Origin of the sequence: Streptomyces sp. AA1529 (assembly GCF_000280905.1) — a bacterium.
Classification (GTDB): Bacteria; Actinomycetota; Actinomycetes; order Streptomycetales; family Streptomycetaceae; genus Streptomyces.
In genome coordinates this window covers 1-15,289 of the sequence record NZ_ALAP01000098.1, presented here as the reverse complement: position 1 = coordinate 15,289, position 15,289 = coordinate 1, and the positions used below count along the sequence as shown (strand labels likewise).

At 71.4% G+C, this 15,289-nt stretch carries 15 protein-coding genes and 1 pseudogene; 3 read left to right on the top strand and 13 right to left on the bottom strand.

The window, feature by feature from the left end; translation table 11 throughout:
- Positions 1-182: 182 nt before the first annotated feature.
- Both A949_RS0128700 and A949_RS0128695 read right to left on the bottom strand, forming a co-directional pair.
- Positions 183-1,124, bottom strand: coding sequence for an alpha/beta fold hydrolase (locus A949_RS0128700; RefSeq protein WP_019359502.1), 942 nt, complete (start codon positions 1,122-1,124; stop codon positions 183-185).
- Between the two features lie 745 nt (positions 1,125-1,869).
- Positions 1,870-2,565: a metal-dependent transcriptional regulator gene (locus A949_RS0128695; RefSeq protein WP_019359501.1), complete on the bottom strand. Its 696-nt coding sequence runs from the start codon at positions 2,563-2,565 to the stop codon at positions 1,870-1,872.
- Positions 2,566-2,810: 245 nt separating this feature from the next.
- On the opposite strand from A949_RS0128695, the gene A949_RS0128690 reads away from it, so the two are divergent.
- Positions 2,811-3,590, top strand: coding sequence for an SIS domain-containing protein (locus A949_RS0128690; RefSeq protein ID WP_019359500.1), 780 nt, complete (start codon positions 2,811-2,813; stop codon positions 3,588-3,590).
- Between the two features lie 36 nt (positions 3,591-3,626).
- Here the strand turns inward: A949_RS0128690 and A949_RS0128685 are convergent, their stop codons facing one another.
- Both A949_RS0128685 and pdxH read right to left on the bottom strand, forming a co-directional pair.
- Positions 3,627-5,210, bottom strand: coding sequence for a PAS domain-containing protein (locus A949_RS0128685; protein ID WP_019359499.1), 1,584 nt, complete (start codon positions 5,208-5,210; stop codon positions 3,627-3,629).
- A gap of 542 nt (positions 5,211-5,752) precedes the next feature.
- Positions 5,753-6,379, bottom strand: a complete 627-nt coding sequence (pdxH, locus tag A949_RS0128680; RefSeq protein WP_026005125.1) for a pyridoxamine 5'-phosphate oxidase — start codon at positions 6,377-6,379, stop codon at positions 5,753-5,755.
- Positions 6,380-6,930: 551 nt separating this feature from the next.
- Here pdxH and A949_RS0128675 point away from each other — a divergent pair.
- Positions 6,931-8,022, top strand: coding sequence for a citrate synthase 2 (locus A949_RS0128675; RefSeq protein ID WP_019359497.1), 1,092 nt, complete (start codon positions 6,931-6,933; stop codon positions 8,020-8,022).
- Between the two features lie 107 nt (positions 8,023-8,129).
- Here A949_RS0128675 and A949_RS0128670 read toward each other — a convergent pair whose 3' ends face one another.
- The 8 genes and pseudogenes from A949_RS0128670 to A949_RS0128635 all read right to left on the bottom strand — a co-directional run bounded on the left by A949_RS0128670 (position 8,130) and on the right by A949_RS0128635 (position 13,998).
- On the bottom strand, positions 8,130-8,633 hold the full coding sequence (locus A949_RS0128670) for a hypothetical protein (RefSeq protein WP_158687651.1): 504 nt from the start codon (positions 8,631-8,633) through the stop codon (positions 8,130-8,132).
- Between the two features lie 333 nt (positions 8,634-8,966).
- Complete coding sequence (locus tag A949_RS0128665; protein WP_026005124.1) at positions 8,967-9,956, bottom strand: LLM class flavin-dependent oxidoreductase; 990 nt, start codon at positions 9,954-9,956, stop codon at positions 8,967-8,969.
- 188 nt (positions 9,957-10,144) lie between these two features.
- Positions 10,145-10,375 carry a hypothetical protein gene (locus A949_RS0128660; RefSeq protein WP_019359494.1) on the bottom strand — a complete coding sequence of 77 codons (231 nt, stop codon included), beginning with the start codon at positions 10,373-10,375 and terminating at the stop codon, positions 10,145-10,147.
- A gap of 65 nt (positions 10,376-10,440) precedes the next feature.
- A complete protein-coding gene (locus A949_RS0128655; protein ID WP_019359493.1) occupies positions 10,441-11,127 on the bottom strand; it encodes a cytidylate kinase family protein in 687 nt (228 codons plus the stop codon).
- Between the two features lie 55 nt (positions 11,128-11,182).
- Positions 11,183-12,156 (bottom strand): annotated as a pseudogene (locus tag A949_RS34965) (IS256 family transposase); the annotation flags it as partial.
- Positions 12,157-12,534: 378 nt separating this feature from the next.
- A complete protein-coding gene (locus A949_RS0128645) occupies positions 12,535-12,780 on the bottom strand; it encodes a hypothetical protein (RefSeq protein WP_019359492.1) in 246 nt (81 codons plus the stop codon).
- A 97-nt stretch (positions 12,781-12,877) separates the two neighbouring features.
- On the bottom strand, positions 12,878-13,090 hold the full coding sequence (locus A949_RS0128640) for a DUF397 domain-containing protein (protein ID WP_019359491.1): 213 nt from the start codon (positions 13,088-13,090) through the stop codon (positions 12,878-12,880).
- Complete coding sequence (locus A949_RS0128635) at positions 13,090-13,998, bottom strand: helix-turn-helix domain-containing protein (RefSeq protein ID WP_019359490.1); 909 nt, start codon at positions 13,996-13,998, stop codon at positions 13,090-13,092. Before A949_RS0128635 ends, A949_RS0128640 begins: the two co-directional genes overlap by 1 nt.
- Before the next feature lie 264 nt (positions 13,999-14,262).
- Here A949_RS0128635 and A949_RS0128630 point away from each other — a divergent pair, with 264 nt between their 5' ends.
- Positions 14,263-14,679 (top strand): ATP-binding protein, encoded by a 417-nt coding sequence (locus A949_RS0128630; protein ID WP_237735935.1) that lies wholly within the window; start codon positions 14,263-14,265, stop codon positions 14,677-14,679.
- 342 nt (positions 14,680-15,021) lie between these two features.
- Here the strand turns inward: A949_RS0128630 and A949_RS36920 are convergent.
- Positions 15,022-15,289, bottom strand: a 268-nt coding sequence (locus A949_RS36920) for a tetratricopeptide repeat protein (RefSeq protein ID WP_158687650.1), incomplete at its 5' end; no start/stop codon positions are given.

Here is a 15,289-nt window from a genome sequence, read left to right as displayed (position 1 = left end):
GCGCGCACCCGGCCCGGAACGGCCCGGCCGCAGCCCCGTACCGGGTGGCCGGAACCGCCGCGGCGGCGCGTTGACGGACCCGGGGCCGAGTCACGGGCCGGGTCCGGGTCCGGGAAGCAGGTCCCGGGCCCCGGATCCCGCCTGCCCCCGCGGAACGCGGGGCAGCCGGTGGGGCGGACCGGTCAGGCGCCTGCGGGGAGGGCCGCCTGGAGGAAGGGCTCCACGACGCGGCGCCAGTCGTCGGGCTGGTCGTAGTGGATGAGGTGCCCGGCCTCCGTGACCTCCGCGTAGATGCCGCGCGGCAGCACCCGCACCATCTCCTGCGCCTCGGCGCGGCCCAGTTCGCCGTCGAGACCGCGGACGACGAGGGTGGGGCAGCGGACCTGGGCGAGTTCATCCCAGTGCGCGTCGTGCACCCACGCCTCGCGGACCCGCATCATCACCTCGGGGGAGAACACGGGCCGCCAGCCGTCCTCGCGCTCGGCCATCACCTCGGCGAAGAACTCACCGCGTGAGGCGCGGGAGCGCTCCAGCGAGGGGTCGTCCTCACCGAACCATCTGCGGACGTCGGCGAGGGTCGCGAAGGGCACCGGCCAGGAGGTGAACCACTCCTCCCACTCGCGCTGGGACTGCTCGCCGAGCGCCGAGGCCCGCATGTCACTGATCACCAGGGCCTGGACGAGGTCGGGCCGCTTGGCGGCGAGTTGCCAGGCGGTCAGCGCGCCCATGGCGTGACCGACGAGGGCGACGGGGGCGAGGTCGAGTTGTTCGAGCGCGGCCTCCGCGTCCGCGACATACGCCTCCCGGTCGTAGCGGGCCTCGTCCGGCTTGTCGCTCCGGCCGTGGCCGCGCTGGTCGAGGGCGACCGCGCGGTAGCGGTCGGTGAGCCAGCGGGCGGTGCTCGCCCAGTGCGACGCACGGCCCATGAGTCCGTGCAGTAACAGCACTCCGGGCGGTTTGCGGCGCTGTGTCCCGCCCCGGCTGCTGCCGGGCGCGCGGGACGCCGCACCGGGCCCGGGGGCGCTCCCGGCCACGGCCTCGGGACCGGCCTTGGGCGGGTCGGCGAACTCCCAGGCCGCCAGGTGGATTCCGTCCACACCCGTCACATCGATCCGTCGCACCATGCGTCGTGACACCCCCACTCCCGTGACCGCCGCGTCAGACTATCGAACCCTTATTCGAACAGTCGGGACTCACGGCGAATACCCCACCTTCGAGTGACATCGTCGCGGGGTTGCCCGTCCCTCCCCGGGGGAGACAGGAACCGGGAGGGCGGCAAACCCTGAGAGCTCGGGGCTCCGGGTCGCCGCGGGGGGACATGGGGAGGCGGGGCTCCGGAAGCCGAAGGCACCGGAGTCCCGCCTGCTCGGTCCGCCCGAGCGGGGCGCCGCAGAGCCCGCGGAACACTGCATCGATGGCTCCCCTCCCGGCAGCGACAGCGTCGCACGGTACCCACGCGACCGCTCATGTCCGGGCAACTCTGGTACGGCGGGGAGATTTTGGGAAGACGCCCCTCCCCGCGGGCGGCGCCCGGCGCTCAGCGGGCGGCAGGGCGCACTGGTCAGCGCCGGGGCGCGACGAACCGGAACCGGAGCATTCGCGGCCGGACGCGCCCCCGCGGCGGCCCGGCACACCGGGCCGCTGTCCCGGCACGAGCACGCCCAGTCCACGCGCCGGGCGACCGGCACGACCGGCACGACCGGCACGACCGGCACGGGCATCCTGGTCAGCGGGCAACGCCGGCACAGCAGGCCGCACGGCGCCACGACCCCGAAAAGCCGGCCCCGGCGCACCACCCGGACGCTCGACAGCGACGGCCGACGCCCGGCACCGGCCGAGGCCCGACGCCCGACGCCCGGGAGGCGACGCTCAGCGCTTGGCCACGAACACGTGCGCGGCGATGTCCGTGCCGAGCTCCGCCGCCTCGCCGCTGCTGCCCACCTGGACGCCGCCCGCGGAGCCCGCGTTCACACTGACGACCGCGCCGGGCTGCACACCGGCCCGCCGCAGCGTGTACATCAGCTGCGCGTCCATCTGGATCGGCTCGCCGATCCGGCGGACCACGACGGTCTTGCCGTCGCCGTCCGTCTCCACGTCGTTGAGGCTGACCAGGCCCTCGTTGAGGAACGGGTCGGCCTCGGCCGGCTCGCCCAGTTCCTCCAGGCCCGGGATCGGGTTGCCGTACGGCGACTCGGTGGGGTGCCGCAGCAGGTCCAGCACCCGGCGCTCGACCGCCTCGCTCATCACGTGCTCCCAGCGGCACGCCTCCGCGTGCACCTGCTCCCACTCCAGGCCGATGACGTCGACCAGCAGGCACTCCGCGAGCCGGTGCTTGCGCATCACGCGCTTGGCGAGCTGCCTGCCCTCGTCCGTCAGCTCCAGGTGGCGGTCCCCGGCGACCGTGACGAGCCCGTCCCGCTCCATCCGCGCCACGGTCTGGCTGACCGTGGGACCGCTCTGGTCCAGGCGCTCGGCGATGCGGGCACGCATCGGGACCACACCTTCCTCCTCAAGCTCCAGGATGGTGCGGAGATACATCTCCGTGGTGTCGATGAGTCCTGACATTGCGTAGCCCCTAGTCAGCTCGTGCGGTGGCCCTCGAGCAATTCTGACGCATCGCACCGACAACCGCGCCGTCCCGCCCGCGAGCCGGGACCGGCGGCAGGTGCCCGGCGGTTGACAGAAGAAAGGTCCGGACCTCAACGTGAGCGCCGTACGAACCGCAACGTGAGCGGCGTACTACACAACGGAACCGGGCCGCGGGGACCACGGACGAGGGCCGCGGGGACCACGGACGCGAAGGGCGCGCGATGGGCGAGAAGGCCGAGCTGCCGAAGCAGGCGCACAGGAAGCTGGCCGAGGACTTCTTCGACGCGGCCGTCGCGCTGCTCCAGGAGGTCAGGGACGGGGAGGCGGCCGGGATCGAGGCCGCGGGCGAGCTGCTCGCGCAGACGGTCGCCGAGGGCGGCCGGATCTTCGCCTTCGGCGCGGGCCACTCCTCGCTGCCCGCGCAGGACACCGTCTACCGGGCGGGCGGCCTCGCGGTGATGAACCTGCTCAACGTCCCCGGCGCGGTCGGCGTGGATGTGCGTCCCGCCACTCTGGGCAGCGCCCTGGAGCGGGTCTCCGGGCTGGCGGCGGCAGCGCTGGACTCCAGCCCGGCCCGCGCGGGCGACGTACTGATCATCATCTCCCTCTCCGGCCGCAACCCGCTCCCCGTGGAGCTGGCTCTCAACGCGCGGGCGCTCGGCCTCAAGGTCATCGGCGTCACCTCGGTCGCGTACGCGGAGCAGACCCGGTCCCGGCACACCACCGGCACCTTCCTCAAGGACCACTGCGACCTCGTCGTCGACAGCCGGATCCCGCTCGGCGACGCCGAACTGACCGCCGAGGGCGTCGACGCACCGTTCGCGCCCGCCTCCACGGTGGTGACCAGCGCGGTGATGCAGGCCATCGTCGCCACCGCCACCGGGGCGCTGGCCCGCAGCGGCGTGGAGCCGCCCATGCTGCGCTCCGGGAACGTGGACGGCGGACACGACTGGAACGCCCGCGTGATGGCCGAGTACGCGGACCGGATCTTCTACTGCTGACGGCCACCGCCGACCGCTGACCGCCATCGCCGACTGCTACCGCCGGCCGTGCTCCAGCACGCCGGCCAGATCGGCCGCGGCCGCCACGTGCGCGGCGATCTGCTCCGCGTAGTCGGCGTCCTCCCGGTCGAAGGGGCGGCGGCCCGCGTCCCGCAGGAAGGTGACCACGCCGAGCGACCGGCCGCGGCAGCGCAGCACCGTGCACAGTCCGTGCACGCTGCCCCGCGGCCACTTGCGCGACCGGGCCCACTCCACCGCATCCGGACCGCGGTGTTCGCCGCTGCTGGCCCGCACCGAGGTGCAGCGCTGGTACGCCTGGAGCGCCGGATGCCCTTCCGGATAGGCGACGGGGATGCCGCTGGCGGTGCCCGGTTCGATGAACGGCGGCCGACCGCGTTCGACCGCGGGGGTCAGCGCGGCCCGCACCAGCCGCGGGTCGCTCGGCGGCAGCGCGTCCAGCGAGGCGTCCCGGGCGCGCGAGGGCTCGGGGCCGGGGTCGGCGGCCAGGTCGAGCAGCGCGTGGTCGGCGAAACCGGCCAGCGCGAACTCCAGATGCAGGCAGGCGGCCTCGGCGGGATCGGCGCACTCGGCCGCCGCACGCGCCGCGCGGTGCAGCTGGCTGTCCCGGAAGCGGAGCTGGGCGGCCTCCCGTTCGGCCCGCTTCTGCGCGGTGACGTCCTGGAAGAGCCAGGCGACCCCCAGCGGCACGGGCTCCTCGGCCAGCGGCGACGCCAGCCGCAGGAAGCCGCTGCGCCAGCAGCGGCGGCGGGCCGACTCCGTGGGAACGGCGCCCGCGTCGTCCCCACGGGTCCCCGCGCCCGCGCGTCCGGAGCCGCCGCTGCGGCCGGGGCCGCCGGAGCCGTCCTGCGCGGTGGCGCCGTCCTCCTGACCGGTGTCCGCCCCGTCGGCAGCGCCGCCCGCGCGGTCGGCGGGCGGGCGCAGCGTCACCCAGATCTCGGCGGGACCGGGCGGCGCGCCCTCGCCCAGCACATGCTGGAGCGCGCCCTCCAGCTCCTCCATGCCCTGCTCCAGCAGCTCGCCGAGCGGGCGCCCGAGCATGGCGGCCCGGGCCGGCACCCGGAAGGCGCGGGCCGCGGACGCGTTGGCGACGGTGGGCCGCAGGTCGGCGTCGACCAGGACGACGCCCCACGAGGCGTCCTCCAGCAGCGCCTCGCTCAGCGCGATGCAGCGCTCCAGGTCGATCTGCGCGTGCACCTCGCTGAACGCGCAGTAGACCCCCTTGGGCCGTCCGTCGGCCCCGGTGACGCCGGAGGACTGGATGCGCACCAGCACCCGTCCGCCGTCCTTGGTCAGCAGCGCGAACTCGTGGACCTGGCGGCCGGGCGAGCTCATCGCACCGAGCAGCCGGCCCTCGACCTCCGGCGCGTCGGCCGGGCGCACCGCCCAGCCGGCCAGCCCCTTGCGGCCGACGGCCTCCTCCTGCGTCCAGCCCAGCATCCGCTCGGCCTCGCGGTTCCAGTGGGTGACCACGCCGTCGGCGTCGAAGGCGCACAGTGCCGCGTCCATGCCGTCGAGCAGCGCGGCGAGCAGGAGTTCGTCGTCGGGCCCGCCCTCGTCGTCCGAGGACGACGCGGAGTGAGTCTCGGGTCGAGCGGCCACCTCGGCACCCCCTTGTCGCTGTGGCTGTCCGTCGGTTGTGCGTCCGCCCGCAGGTCGCGGCGCGGCGCCCGTCGCGGAGCGCCACGACACGTGTACGGATCATTCAACTCGAACGTGACGGACCGCACAGCGGGTTCCCGGAAATCGTTGCCGCCCCGAAATTCGATTGCCGCCCCTCGGGGCGGTGCCTACGGTGGGGAGTACACAGGAAAGGAGGTGATCCGGCTGATGATCAATCACCGGACGTGTGAGGTGGCTGCGGCCTGAGGCCGACGCCACTAGCGTGACGCCGGTTCGCCGGCCAATCCACAGCAGTCACCCGGCCCGTGGGCTCGTCGGACTCGTCCGACCGACGCCGTCCGCCTCGCGCAGGCGGAGGGAGTCGCCCACGGGCCGTCTGCTGTTCTCCTGCCGTGCTGCCGCCCGCGCGGCCTGTCCGGCCGCCGCGCGGAAGTCCGGCGGAGGCCCGGCAGCGGCCCGGGCCCGTCCGGGCCCGGGGGCCGCCACGAAGCACGCGGGACCGGCAGGGGCGGGACCGCCCGCTACGGGCAGAGCCGCTCGATCTCCCAGCCGCCGTCCTCCGAGCGGCTGTAGCGCAGCCGGTCGTGCAGCCGGTTCTCCCGGCCCTGCCAGAACTCGACCGACTCCGGCCGCACCCGGTAGCCGCCCCACTGCGCCGGGGCCGGAACGTCCTCGCCCTCCGGGTAGCGCGCGGCCAGCTCCGCGTACATCCGGTCCAGCTCCTGGCGGGAGGCCACCCGCGAGGACTGCTCACTCGCCCAGGCGCCGAGCTGCGAGCCGTGCGGGCGGGTGCGGAAGTAGGCGGCCGTCTCGTCGCGCCCGGTGCGCTCCGCGGTGCCGGAGACGATCACCTGGCGGGCGATGCCGTGCCAGGGGAAGAGCAGCGACACATACGGGTTTGTCTCGATCTCGCGGCCCTTGCGGGAGCCGTAGTTGGTGAAGAAGACGAAGCCCCGCTCGTCGTGGCGCTTGAGCAGGACGGTGCGGGTGCTGGGGCGGCCGTGTTCGTCGGCGGTGGCGCAGATCATGGCGTTGGGCTCGTGCAGCCCGCTGGCGGTGGCCTGGGCGAACCAGAGCGTGAACTGCGCGAAGGGATCGGGCGCCAGCTCACTCTCGCTGAGCCCTTCGTCCCGGTAGTGGGCCCGCATCGCGGCGGGATCGAGGGTGGTCGGATCCGTCGGATCCGTGGTGGCGGTTGCGTCGGCGGGGTCGGCGGCAGCGTCGTCAACGTCATCGGCGTGAGGCACGCCGCTATCTTGCAGCATCCACCCCGGCCGCGGTCGGACAGTCTGCCCGGTGGACGCGGGTCGCACACCTGAACGCCCGGAATCGGGCCCTGTGCCTCATCTCACCCTCCCGCGCAGCTGCCGGAACCACCAGAATCCTGCCCCGGGAGCTGTGGCAGCCGTACACCAAGAGCTATCGTTGCCGCTCCGCCCAGCGTGCTCCAGGCCACAGGCAAGGGAGCGTGACCATCCGTCGGGGCGGGCATGACCGAGGTGACGGCCCGGTCCGTGAGCCGCGAGGTCGGCAGCGGAACCGTTCAGCCGCGCCCGCACCGCAGACCACGCTGCCTCAGCGCAGCTCACGCCGAATCGCTGCCTCAGCGCAGCCACGCCAGACCGCTGCCCCGAGCAGCCACGCCAGAGGTCGTCCGCCGTCAGCCCGCACTGACGGCGCTTCACGAGGGAGCCGCCAGATGTCCGACTTCGTACCCGGGCTCGAGGGAGTCGTCGCGTTCGAGACGGAGATCGCCGAACCCGACAAGGAAGGCGGCTCGCTCCGCTACCGCGGGGTCGACATCGAGGACCTGGTCGGCCACGTGTCGTTCGGCAGCGTGTGGGGCCTGCTCGTGGACGGCGGCTTCAACCCCGGCCTGCCGCCCGCCGAGCCGTTCCCCATCCCGGTGCACTCGGGCGACATCCGGGTGGACGTCCAGTCGGCGCTCGCCATGCTCGCGCCGGTCTGGGGCCTCGAACCGCTGCTCGACATCGACGAGCGCACCGCCCGCGACAACCTCGCGCGCGCCGCCGTCATGGCCCTCTCCTACGTCGCGCAGTCCGCGCGCGGCCAGGGCCTGCCGATGGTGCCGCAGAAGGAGATCGACAAGGCCGACTCGGTCGTCGAGCGCTTCATGCGCCGCTGGCGCGGCGAGCCCGACCCCAAGCACGTGGCCGCCGTCGACGCCTACTGGACCTCCGCCGCCGAGCACGGCATGAACGCCTCCACCTTCACCGCCCGCGTCATCGCCTCCACCGGCGCCGACGTGGCCGCCGCGCTCTCCGGCGCGGTCGGCGCCATGTCCGGCCCGCTGCACGGCGGCGCCCCCTCCCGGGTGCTCGGCATGATCGAGGAGATCGAGCGCACCGGCGACGCGGACGCCTTCGTCAAGCGGCAGCTCGACCAGGGCGAGCGGCTGATGGGCTTCGGCCACCGCGTCTACCGCGCCGAGGACCCCCGCGCCCGCGTGCTGCGGCGCACCGCCAAGGAGCTGGGAGCCCCCCGCTTCGAGGTCGCCGAGGCCCTGGAGAAGGCCGCCCTCGCCGAGCTGCGCGCCCGCCGCCCCGACCGGGTGCTGGAGACCAACGTCGAGTTCTGGGCCGCCATCGTCCTCGACTTCGCCGAGGTCCCGGCCCACATGTTCACCTCGATGTTCACCTGCGCCCGCACCGCCGGCTGGTCGGCGCACATCCTGGAGCAGAAGCGCACCGGCCGCCTCGTCCGCCCCTCCGCCCGCTATGTCGGCCCCGGCCCCCGGGACCCCCGCGCGGTGGACGGCTTCTCCGCCTGACCCCCGGCCCCGCACCCGCCGTCCCCGCCCCGCGCTTTCGCGGTGGCGGGGACGTCGTGTGCCGGCTCAGCGATGCGGGCGCCGCCCGACGAAGGCGACCCGCCCGGTCAGCCGCCGAGCTGCTGCTCCACCACGGCGACATGTTCCCGCAGTACCTCCACAATGGCGCCGAGGTCTCCCGCTGGGGGAATCGACCGGACATTGTCCACTCCGTTCTCCAGGGCCAAGGAGACGACCGCCTCGATCCGAGCGGGCCGGGGGACATATGCGTCTCGCAGCCACTTCGCGAACCCCGCACCGTGGAGGGGCGTTGCCGGCCTGAGCAAGACCGAGCCGGTCCGGGGGAAGGGCGTGCTCACGATGCCTTCCAGCCACTCACCCGGCATGAGCTCGATTTCGAAGCTGAGTGACTGCGCCTCACGGGGCCCCAGAGTACCCTCTTCTTGAGAGACCGAAGAGTCCGGGAAAGACTGACTCAGAGCCTGACTGAACCCGGAAAGAGTGAGGTTCCAGCCAGCGGCGTCCTCTTCGGGTGGGGTGAAGATGAAGTCGTACCGCAATGGTTCTTCGCTCATGCCCATATCTAGGGACTTTCCGCAACTGCTGGTCATGGGTGAGACGACCTTGTCTTGTTCGGCGGGTTCACGGTGCTCAAGCCGTCCTGAACAGCCCCGTGCACAGGGCTGGGCCTGTGCCACTTCAGCAAGCTGATCACCCGCTGCGCCGCGAAGGCGCAGATGCGGTCCGCGGAGGGCGACCGTGGAGCCTGTCGATGGCGGACCGGGTCCTGCTGGTCGCCGCGTAGTGACGAACGAACCTGACACTGGGCCTTTTCCAACCTGGTCCGGGCGTCGCGCAGTCGGGCTGACCGACACGGTGCGGACCGTGTCGGCGAAGGCATATCTCCTCCTCCGGGCCCGCCCCGTGCCGGTGCGCGGAACGCCCTACGGTGCCGCCGTGGCCTCGTAGTGCCTCTTGACCAGTTCGAAGGAGTTGAGGCGGTCCCGGAGGTCGTGGACCGGTGCCGTCAGCATCAGTTCGTCCGCTCCGGTCGAAACAGCCAGTTCTCTCAGCCGCCGCACGACGGTCCCGGGTGTACCACGCGCCTGCTGGGCACGGAAGGCGGCCAGCGCCTCCTCCTCCTGCGGTGTGAAGTGGTGGGCGGCTGCCTGGGCAGGGGTGGGGAACGGCTTCTCACTCGCGCCTTTGAGCAGCCCCGCCTTGACGACGTCCATCGGTCCGGCTCGCCAGGCGGCTTCCTCCTCCGTCTCGGCGCATATGGTCTCCACGCACACCAGCACCCGCGGCTGTTCGCACCAGCGTGAGGGTGTGAACGCCGCCCGGTAACGCTCCAGGAGCGGACCGGTGTTGTCGGGCCGGATATGGTGGGCGACGGCGACCGGCAGGCCGAGTTCCGCCGCGAGGGTGGCTCCCGCGGTGCTGGAGGCCAGTAGCCACGGCTCCGGCAGCGGGCCGAGCGCCACCTGGTCGTCCATCAGATGGGCCAGGGTCGCCGAGATGTCGTTCCGGTACTCCGCGTCCGTCGTCGGATCGGCTCCACGGCGCAGCGCCCGTGCGATGGCCTCGTCGAAGGTGCCTGGCCCGCGTCCGATACCGAGATCGACCCGGTCCGGGTGCAGGGCGGCCAGCGTCGCGAACTGTTCGGCCAGCAGCAGGGGCGCATGGTGGGGAGCCAGGACCCCACCCGATCCGAGACGGACGGTACGGGTGGAGGCGGCCGCGTGTGCGATCAGAACGACCGGTGGGAACGCGCCGATCGCGGGCGAATGGTGATGTTCGGCGTACCAGATCCGTCGGTAGCCCAGGTGTTCGAGGTGCTGTGCGAAGTCCACGGTGTCGCGCAGGGTTTCCACCGCCGCGGCGCCTGCTTGGACCACCGCGACTTCCAGTGCCGAAAGAGGTATGTCCACCATGTCGTCAGCATAGAGATCACGCGTGCACGACGAGGACCGGTGGAATCCGAAACGCAGGCGCCGGACGGGACATCCCCGCACCTGAACACCGACCGCAGGACATGAGAGCGGTGGTCTCCCGGCGACACCGGCCGTCGAGTCGGGGGACTTCGGGCCGTGGGATGGCCCGCGAGGCCGCCGCGGTTCGGTCAGGCGTCGATGCGACGGTTCCGGATGACGTGCGGTGCGCGCCCCGCTGCCCGTATCCGCAGAGCCGTGACGGACCAGTCGATCACCGGGGTGAGGCGTTCCGGTGTCGGCCAGTCGTTGATCAGCGCGAACAGCCGGAAGTACTCGTCTCTGCGCGGATCGCTCGCGGCTTTCAGGCGGCGCAGCGGCCACCGGTGCAGCTCGGCGTCATCGGGGGCGGCCGTGATCACGGCCGTGATCGAGCGCGCAGTGGGCGGTGAGGCGCCGGAGCAATTGTCACATCCTGTGGATCTGATCAGCGTGATCGGATTTCCCAGGCCGGCCGCTGGAGCTCATCGTTGTGGACGATGATGTCGGCGTGGTCCGTTGGGCGGGCCGTGGCGAAGTAAAGCTGCTGGGACGGGACGTAACGGTTGTGCCAGGCCCGCTCGATCTCGGTTGCGCTGGCTGCGGATCCGGCCAACGCTTCACCTCGGGTCTGGGCGCGATCTAGCGTCCGCTCGAACGTGACAGACACGAAGATGCTGAGGTCCCAACGGTCAGCCAGCTCCGGGCGCAGGAGGAAGACACCGTCGAAGAGCAGCACAGCGTCCGCGGGTGCTTCAGTGACAGGGAGGCACAATGCGGTGTCGGTGCCTCGGTCGTAGACCGCCTGCTGGAACTTTCGGTCACCGCTTGGGCCCAGCGGGTCGAGCAGGACCCGGCACATCGTGTCGTGATCGTGGCTGTCGAAGTAGCAGCCCTCGGGCGAGTACTGGCCGCGCTGATAGCGCTGCACCTTGGGGAACAGGAAGCCCTCGATCGTCGCGCGGATGACTTCGCGGCCCTGGGCGCGCAGGACAACGGCAAGTTCGTCGGCCAGTGTCGTCTTGCCAGCGGCAGGCGGCCCGTCAATGGCGACGCGCAACGGGTGCCCGGCCGTGACGGACTCAATCGTCTCGGCCAGGCGGCTCAGGAGTTCGCTGCGGGTGCCGTCGTCCATGCTGCCACCGTCCCTGGTTCGTGATATGAGCACACCCTATGGCCGGTCACGTGTGTCAGGCTGCTGCCGTCTCCTCTCGCTCGACCAGGATGCCGTTCTCGAACCGGGCGCCGGCACGGACGAGCGGGACCAGGTGGGCGCCGGTGATCGCACGCCAGCGCGCCTGGGCGGACTCGGCGAGCTTGAACACCATCGCCAGGGCCGCAGCGGGGCTGCCGGCCCCCCCCGGGTGACCTTGGTCCCCAGCTTTACCGTGGAGAACGTCGACTCGATGGGATTCGTGGTCCGCAGGTGCACCCGGTGCTCCGCCGGGAAGTCGTAGAACGCCAGCAGTTCGTCACGGTCGTCGGTCATCTTCGCGACGACCTTGGGCCACTTCGCGCCGTAGGCTTTCGCGAACGCCCCGATCGCCTTCTCCACGTGCACGCGGTCCTCGGCGTTGCAGATCTCCTGCATCGCCTTCGTCGCGCCCGACTGTGCGGACTTCGGAAGACAATTTGTCACATTACGGGCTTTGTGGACCCAGCAGCGCTGGTGGCGGGCGGCAGGGAACACCTCGGCCAGGGCCTTCCACAGGCCCATCGCGCCGTCGCCGATGACCAGCTCGGGGTCGCGCATGCCGCGGCGGCGGCAGTCGCGCAGCAGGTCAGCCCATGAATCGGTGGACTCCCGCAGTCCCTCGGCAAGTGCGATCAGTTCCTCGGTGCCGTCGAGGCGGACGCCGAGCAGGACCAGGACACACGAGTGGGCCTGTCCGAGCCGGACCTTGGGGTGCACGCCGTCCGCCCACACGTAGAGGAAGCCGCGGTCGGACAGGTCGCGGTCCTGGAAGGCGGCGTGGTCATCGCTCCATTGCTTCGTCAGCCGGGTCACGGTCGCGGGCGACAGGCCGGCCGTGCCGCCGAGGAACTGCTCCAGCGCCGGGACGAAGTCCCCGGACGACAGTCCGTGCAGGTAAAGCAGTGGCAGCACCTCCGAGACCTTCGGCGACTTGCGGCACCAGGGAGCCAGGATCTTGGAGGAGAACCGCAACGCGGGCCTATTCGGAGACCGTCAAAGGATCATTCGGGAAGGTACGCCCTCTGCGTTCCTCCCGGAGCCGATCCACAGGTTCCGAGCATTGCTCGAGCGCCGCGACGACAGGATCGACCCGGGGCGAGTCGGGGCGAGCCGGGGCTGATGTCGCGGTCGGCCAGGTTCTTCTCGACGGCGCGGAAGGAAGTCAGCAGCGCGTCGGCTCCCGGACCGGCGGGCATCCGGCCCTGTTCGAACTGCCGGTATGCCTCGACGGTCCGCTTGAGCTTCTCCTTCGCCGGGTGACCCTTGGAACGTGCCCGGCCCCACACCCGCCGTCCCCGCCCCGCGCTTTCGCGGTGGCGGGGACGGCGGCGTCTGTCCTGGTAGTGCTCAGTCCCGGTAGTACGGGGTGACCGAGACGGTGCCGTCCGAGTTCACCATGCAGGCGTAGCCCTCGATCCAGCCCGCGTTCTGCAGTTCGTCGCCGACCTCCTGGCAGTCCTGGATGCTGGTGCCGGGAACGACGATGTCCTCGCCCTGGTGGACCGCCGGAGCAGCCTGGGCCGCACCGACGGCGATTCCCGAGAAAGCCAGGAGACCGGCACCGACAACTGCTGCACGCTTGAACTTGCGCATGCTCTCCCTCTCTGCCTGCACGCCCGAATGACCGACGTGCAAATGATCAACTTGCAGGGAGTTCGATGCCGGCCCACCCGAGAAAGTTCACGCCGTCTCACACTTCTTCGGGCCGCTGCCTCGCCAACTGGGCGACGAAGGCCGCCCACTGGGTGGACGAGACGGAGAGGACGGGGCCGCGCCGGTCCTTGGAGTCACGGACGTACACAGTGGCGGGGGCCTGCGCGACCTCGACACAGTTGCCGCCGTCAGAGCCGCTGTAGCTGCTCTTGAACCATGGCAACAGGGGCTGTCGCTGCTCGTTGGTCATCATTCTCCTGCCAAGTGCCGGATGAAGGCGCCCGACTCCTCGACGTTCAGCGCCTGTGACCGCAGCTTGCCATACCGTAGGGCGAATGTACTGACGTGCTTCGAGTCACTCACCACGTGGCCGATGCCCTGCGACTCGAAATATCCGAACTGCTGCCGCTCCTCCGTCTCCACCATCACCATGCCCCCATTGAGCCCGGGATGGAAAGCACGCCCGATCGGCACAATCTGGATGGCCACGTTGCGCAGCGCCCCCAGGTCGAGCAGATGCCGGTACTGCTCCCTCATCACGTCCGGACCGCCCAGCTCCTGCCGCAGAGCCGCCTCTCCGATGACGAAGGAGAAGTCCACCATCGGCCGCTTGGTGAGGATCTTCTGCCTGCTCAGCCGGGCATCGATGCTGTCCTCGATCGCGTCCTCGTCCAGCATGGGCACGTGCCCCTCGAACAGGGCACGCGCATACCCCTCGGTCTGCAACAGGCCGGGGATCAGCAGCGGGTCGTAGTCGAACCGGCTGACCGCTTCCATCTCCAGCAGCACGAAGTCACGGAAGAAGGGCGGCAGTTTGGCGAAGTCCACATCCTCCTGGAGGGTCGAGAGGACGTCGCCAGCGTCCAGCACCCGCTCGGCCGCCAGGGTGAGCGGCGCCTTCGCTGGGCGTCGGCCCTGCTCGACGGAGGCGAGCTGTTCGGTCGAGTAGCCCAGGAGCGGGGCCAGGGCTTCTTGCGAGTACCCGGCGGCCAGCCGGAACTTGCGCAGCAGTTTGCCGTAGCCGACCCAGATGCCGGGGCGGTCGTCCTCGCGTTTGCGCTGCTGCGGGGTGGCGGCCGTGCGGGGTGCGGGGACGGCACGGCCGTCCTTCTTCCGGTCCGGCTCCGGGGAGGGGGTGTGCTGGTTCGGGTCGGTCATCGCTCTCACGTCCTCGTGCGCCCTCTTACGGGTCTCCGCGTCAACGCCGTCATGCCGTGGGTCGGTCACGGCGGACGGCCCGTACATCCCCGCGCAAGAGCGCGCGCGTGGCCGTACCAACGGCCGGGGGACGCGCTCCTGACCTGGGCCACGCTAGTCGGGTGACGAGACCGTCACGCTATGAATCCGCGAACACAGGAAATTCGCCGGCCCGGGCCACCCCAGGTGGGGGCCGGATCGGAGGTGCCGTCGGCCACGTTCTGCATGCAGCTCAGTTCGACTCGGCGCGGCGCGCGGCTCGCGCGGCTGCTCGGGACGCAGTGGCTGGACGAGCACGCGGTCCCGTACCGCAGTACGTCCTCGCACCATGCGGCGCTGGTCGTGGCGGAGTTGGCGGCGAACGCCGTGCGGCACTGCGGCAGCGTCGGCCGGGACTTCCGGCTGCGCCTGACGTTGACCGGGACGGCGTCCGCCGGGCGGCGGCTGCGGGTGGAGGTCACGGACGCACGCGCGGACAAACCGCTGCCGCCCCGGGGGGCCGAACCGCCGGGCCCGGCGGAGGAGTCCGGCCGCGGGCTGCTGCTGGTGGACGCCCTGGCGGACCGCTGGGGCGACAGGACGGACGACCGGATCACCAAGACCCTCTGGGCGGAGTTGGCGCTGCCCACCTCAACACGGTGAGAGTTTAGGGAAAGCGGGTCAGCCCAGTGCATGCATCTATGAGGTGGGGGATCAGTTCCGCTGTGGCGTGGAGGTCACGTGGTGTCGAGACACGCGAGAACCGAACGAGCCGATCCCTGCCGCTGCTGCCATGGAGGTAGCGCACCTGCCGACGGGCGCGCCAGGTGCGCGCCTTGCAAGACGACGACGCGTGTAGCGGCGGTCGACGCTTTCCCGTCCGCACAGGCCCCGCAAAAGCAGCTTCAGGCAGTGGCTACGGGTTACGCAGTCGCCGATACGTCTACCTCGTCGCAGCCTCACGCTCTGACTCCGGACATGAGTGGCCGTACGAACAGGCCCCCGTCACTCCGCCTCAGCAGTGTAGCGAGCATGCTGATTCTGCACATGCAAGGTATCGGGGTGATCAGAGCCGAACACCCGCACGCGGTCACGCACCAGATCGACATACAGATCCCGCGCCGCCGCCGCATCACCCGCCTCAGCCGTAAAGAACGCATGCCAATCCCGCGCAAACAGAGCATCAGGATGGTCAGCCCCCAACACCCGTATGCAATCCCGCACCAAATCGACATACAAATCCCGCGCCGCCGCCGCATCACCCGCCGCACCC

Coding starts and splice junctions, on each gene's coding strand:
- A949_RS0128700 (WP_019359502.1), bottom strand. CDS start 1,124: ATGGTGCGACGGATCGATGTGACGGGTGTGGACGGAATCCACCTGGCG.
- A949_RS0128695 (WP_019359501.1), bottom strand. CDS start 2,565: ATGTCAGGACTCATCGACACCACGGAGATGTATCTCCGCACCATCCTG.
- A949_RS0128690 (WP_019359500.1), top strand. CDS start 2,811: ATGGGCGAGAAGGCCGAGCTGCCGAAGCAGGCGCACAGGAAGCTGGCC.
- pdxH (WP_026005125.1), bottom strand. CDS start 6,379: ATGCGGGCCCACTACCGGGACGAAGGGCTCAGCGAGAGTGAGCTGGCG.
- A949_RS0128675 (WP_019359497.1), top strand. CDS start 6,931: ATGTCCGACTTCGTACCCGGGCTCGAGGGAGTCGTCGCGTTCGAGACG.
- A949_RS0128670 (WP_158687651.1), bottom strand. CDS start 8,633: ATGACCAGCAGTTGCGGAAAGTCCCTAGATATGGGCATGAGCGAAGAA.
- A949_RS0128665 (WP_026005124.1), bottom strand. CDS start 9,956: ATGGTGGACATACCTCTTTCGGCACTGGAAGTCGCGGTGGTCCAAGCA.
- A949_RS0128655 (WP_019359493.1), bottom strand. CDS start 11,127: ATGGACGACGGCACCCGCAGCGAACTCCTGAGCCGCCTGGCCGAGACG.
- A949_RS0128645 (WP_019359492.1), bottom strand. CDS start 12,780: ATGCGCAAGTTCAAGCGTGCAGCAGTTGTCGGTGCCGGTCTCCTGGCT.
- A949_RS0128640 (WP_019359491.1), bottom strand. CDS start 13,090: ATGACCAACGAGCAGCGACAGCCCCTGTTGCCATGGTTCAAGAGCAGC.
- A949_RS0128635 (WP_019359490.1), bottom strand. CDS start 13,998: ATGACCGACCCGAACCAGCACACCCCCTCCCCGGAGCCGGACCGGAAG.
- A949_RS0128630 (WP_237735935.1), top strand. CDS start 14,263: ATGCAGCTCAGTTCGACTCGGCGCGGCGCGCGGCTCGCGCGGCTGCTC.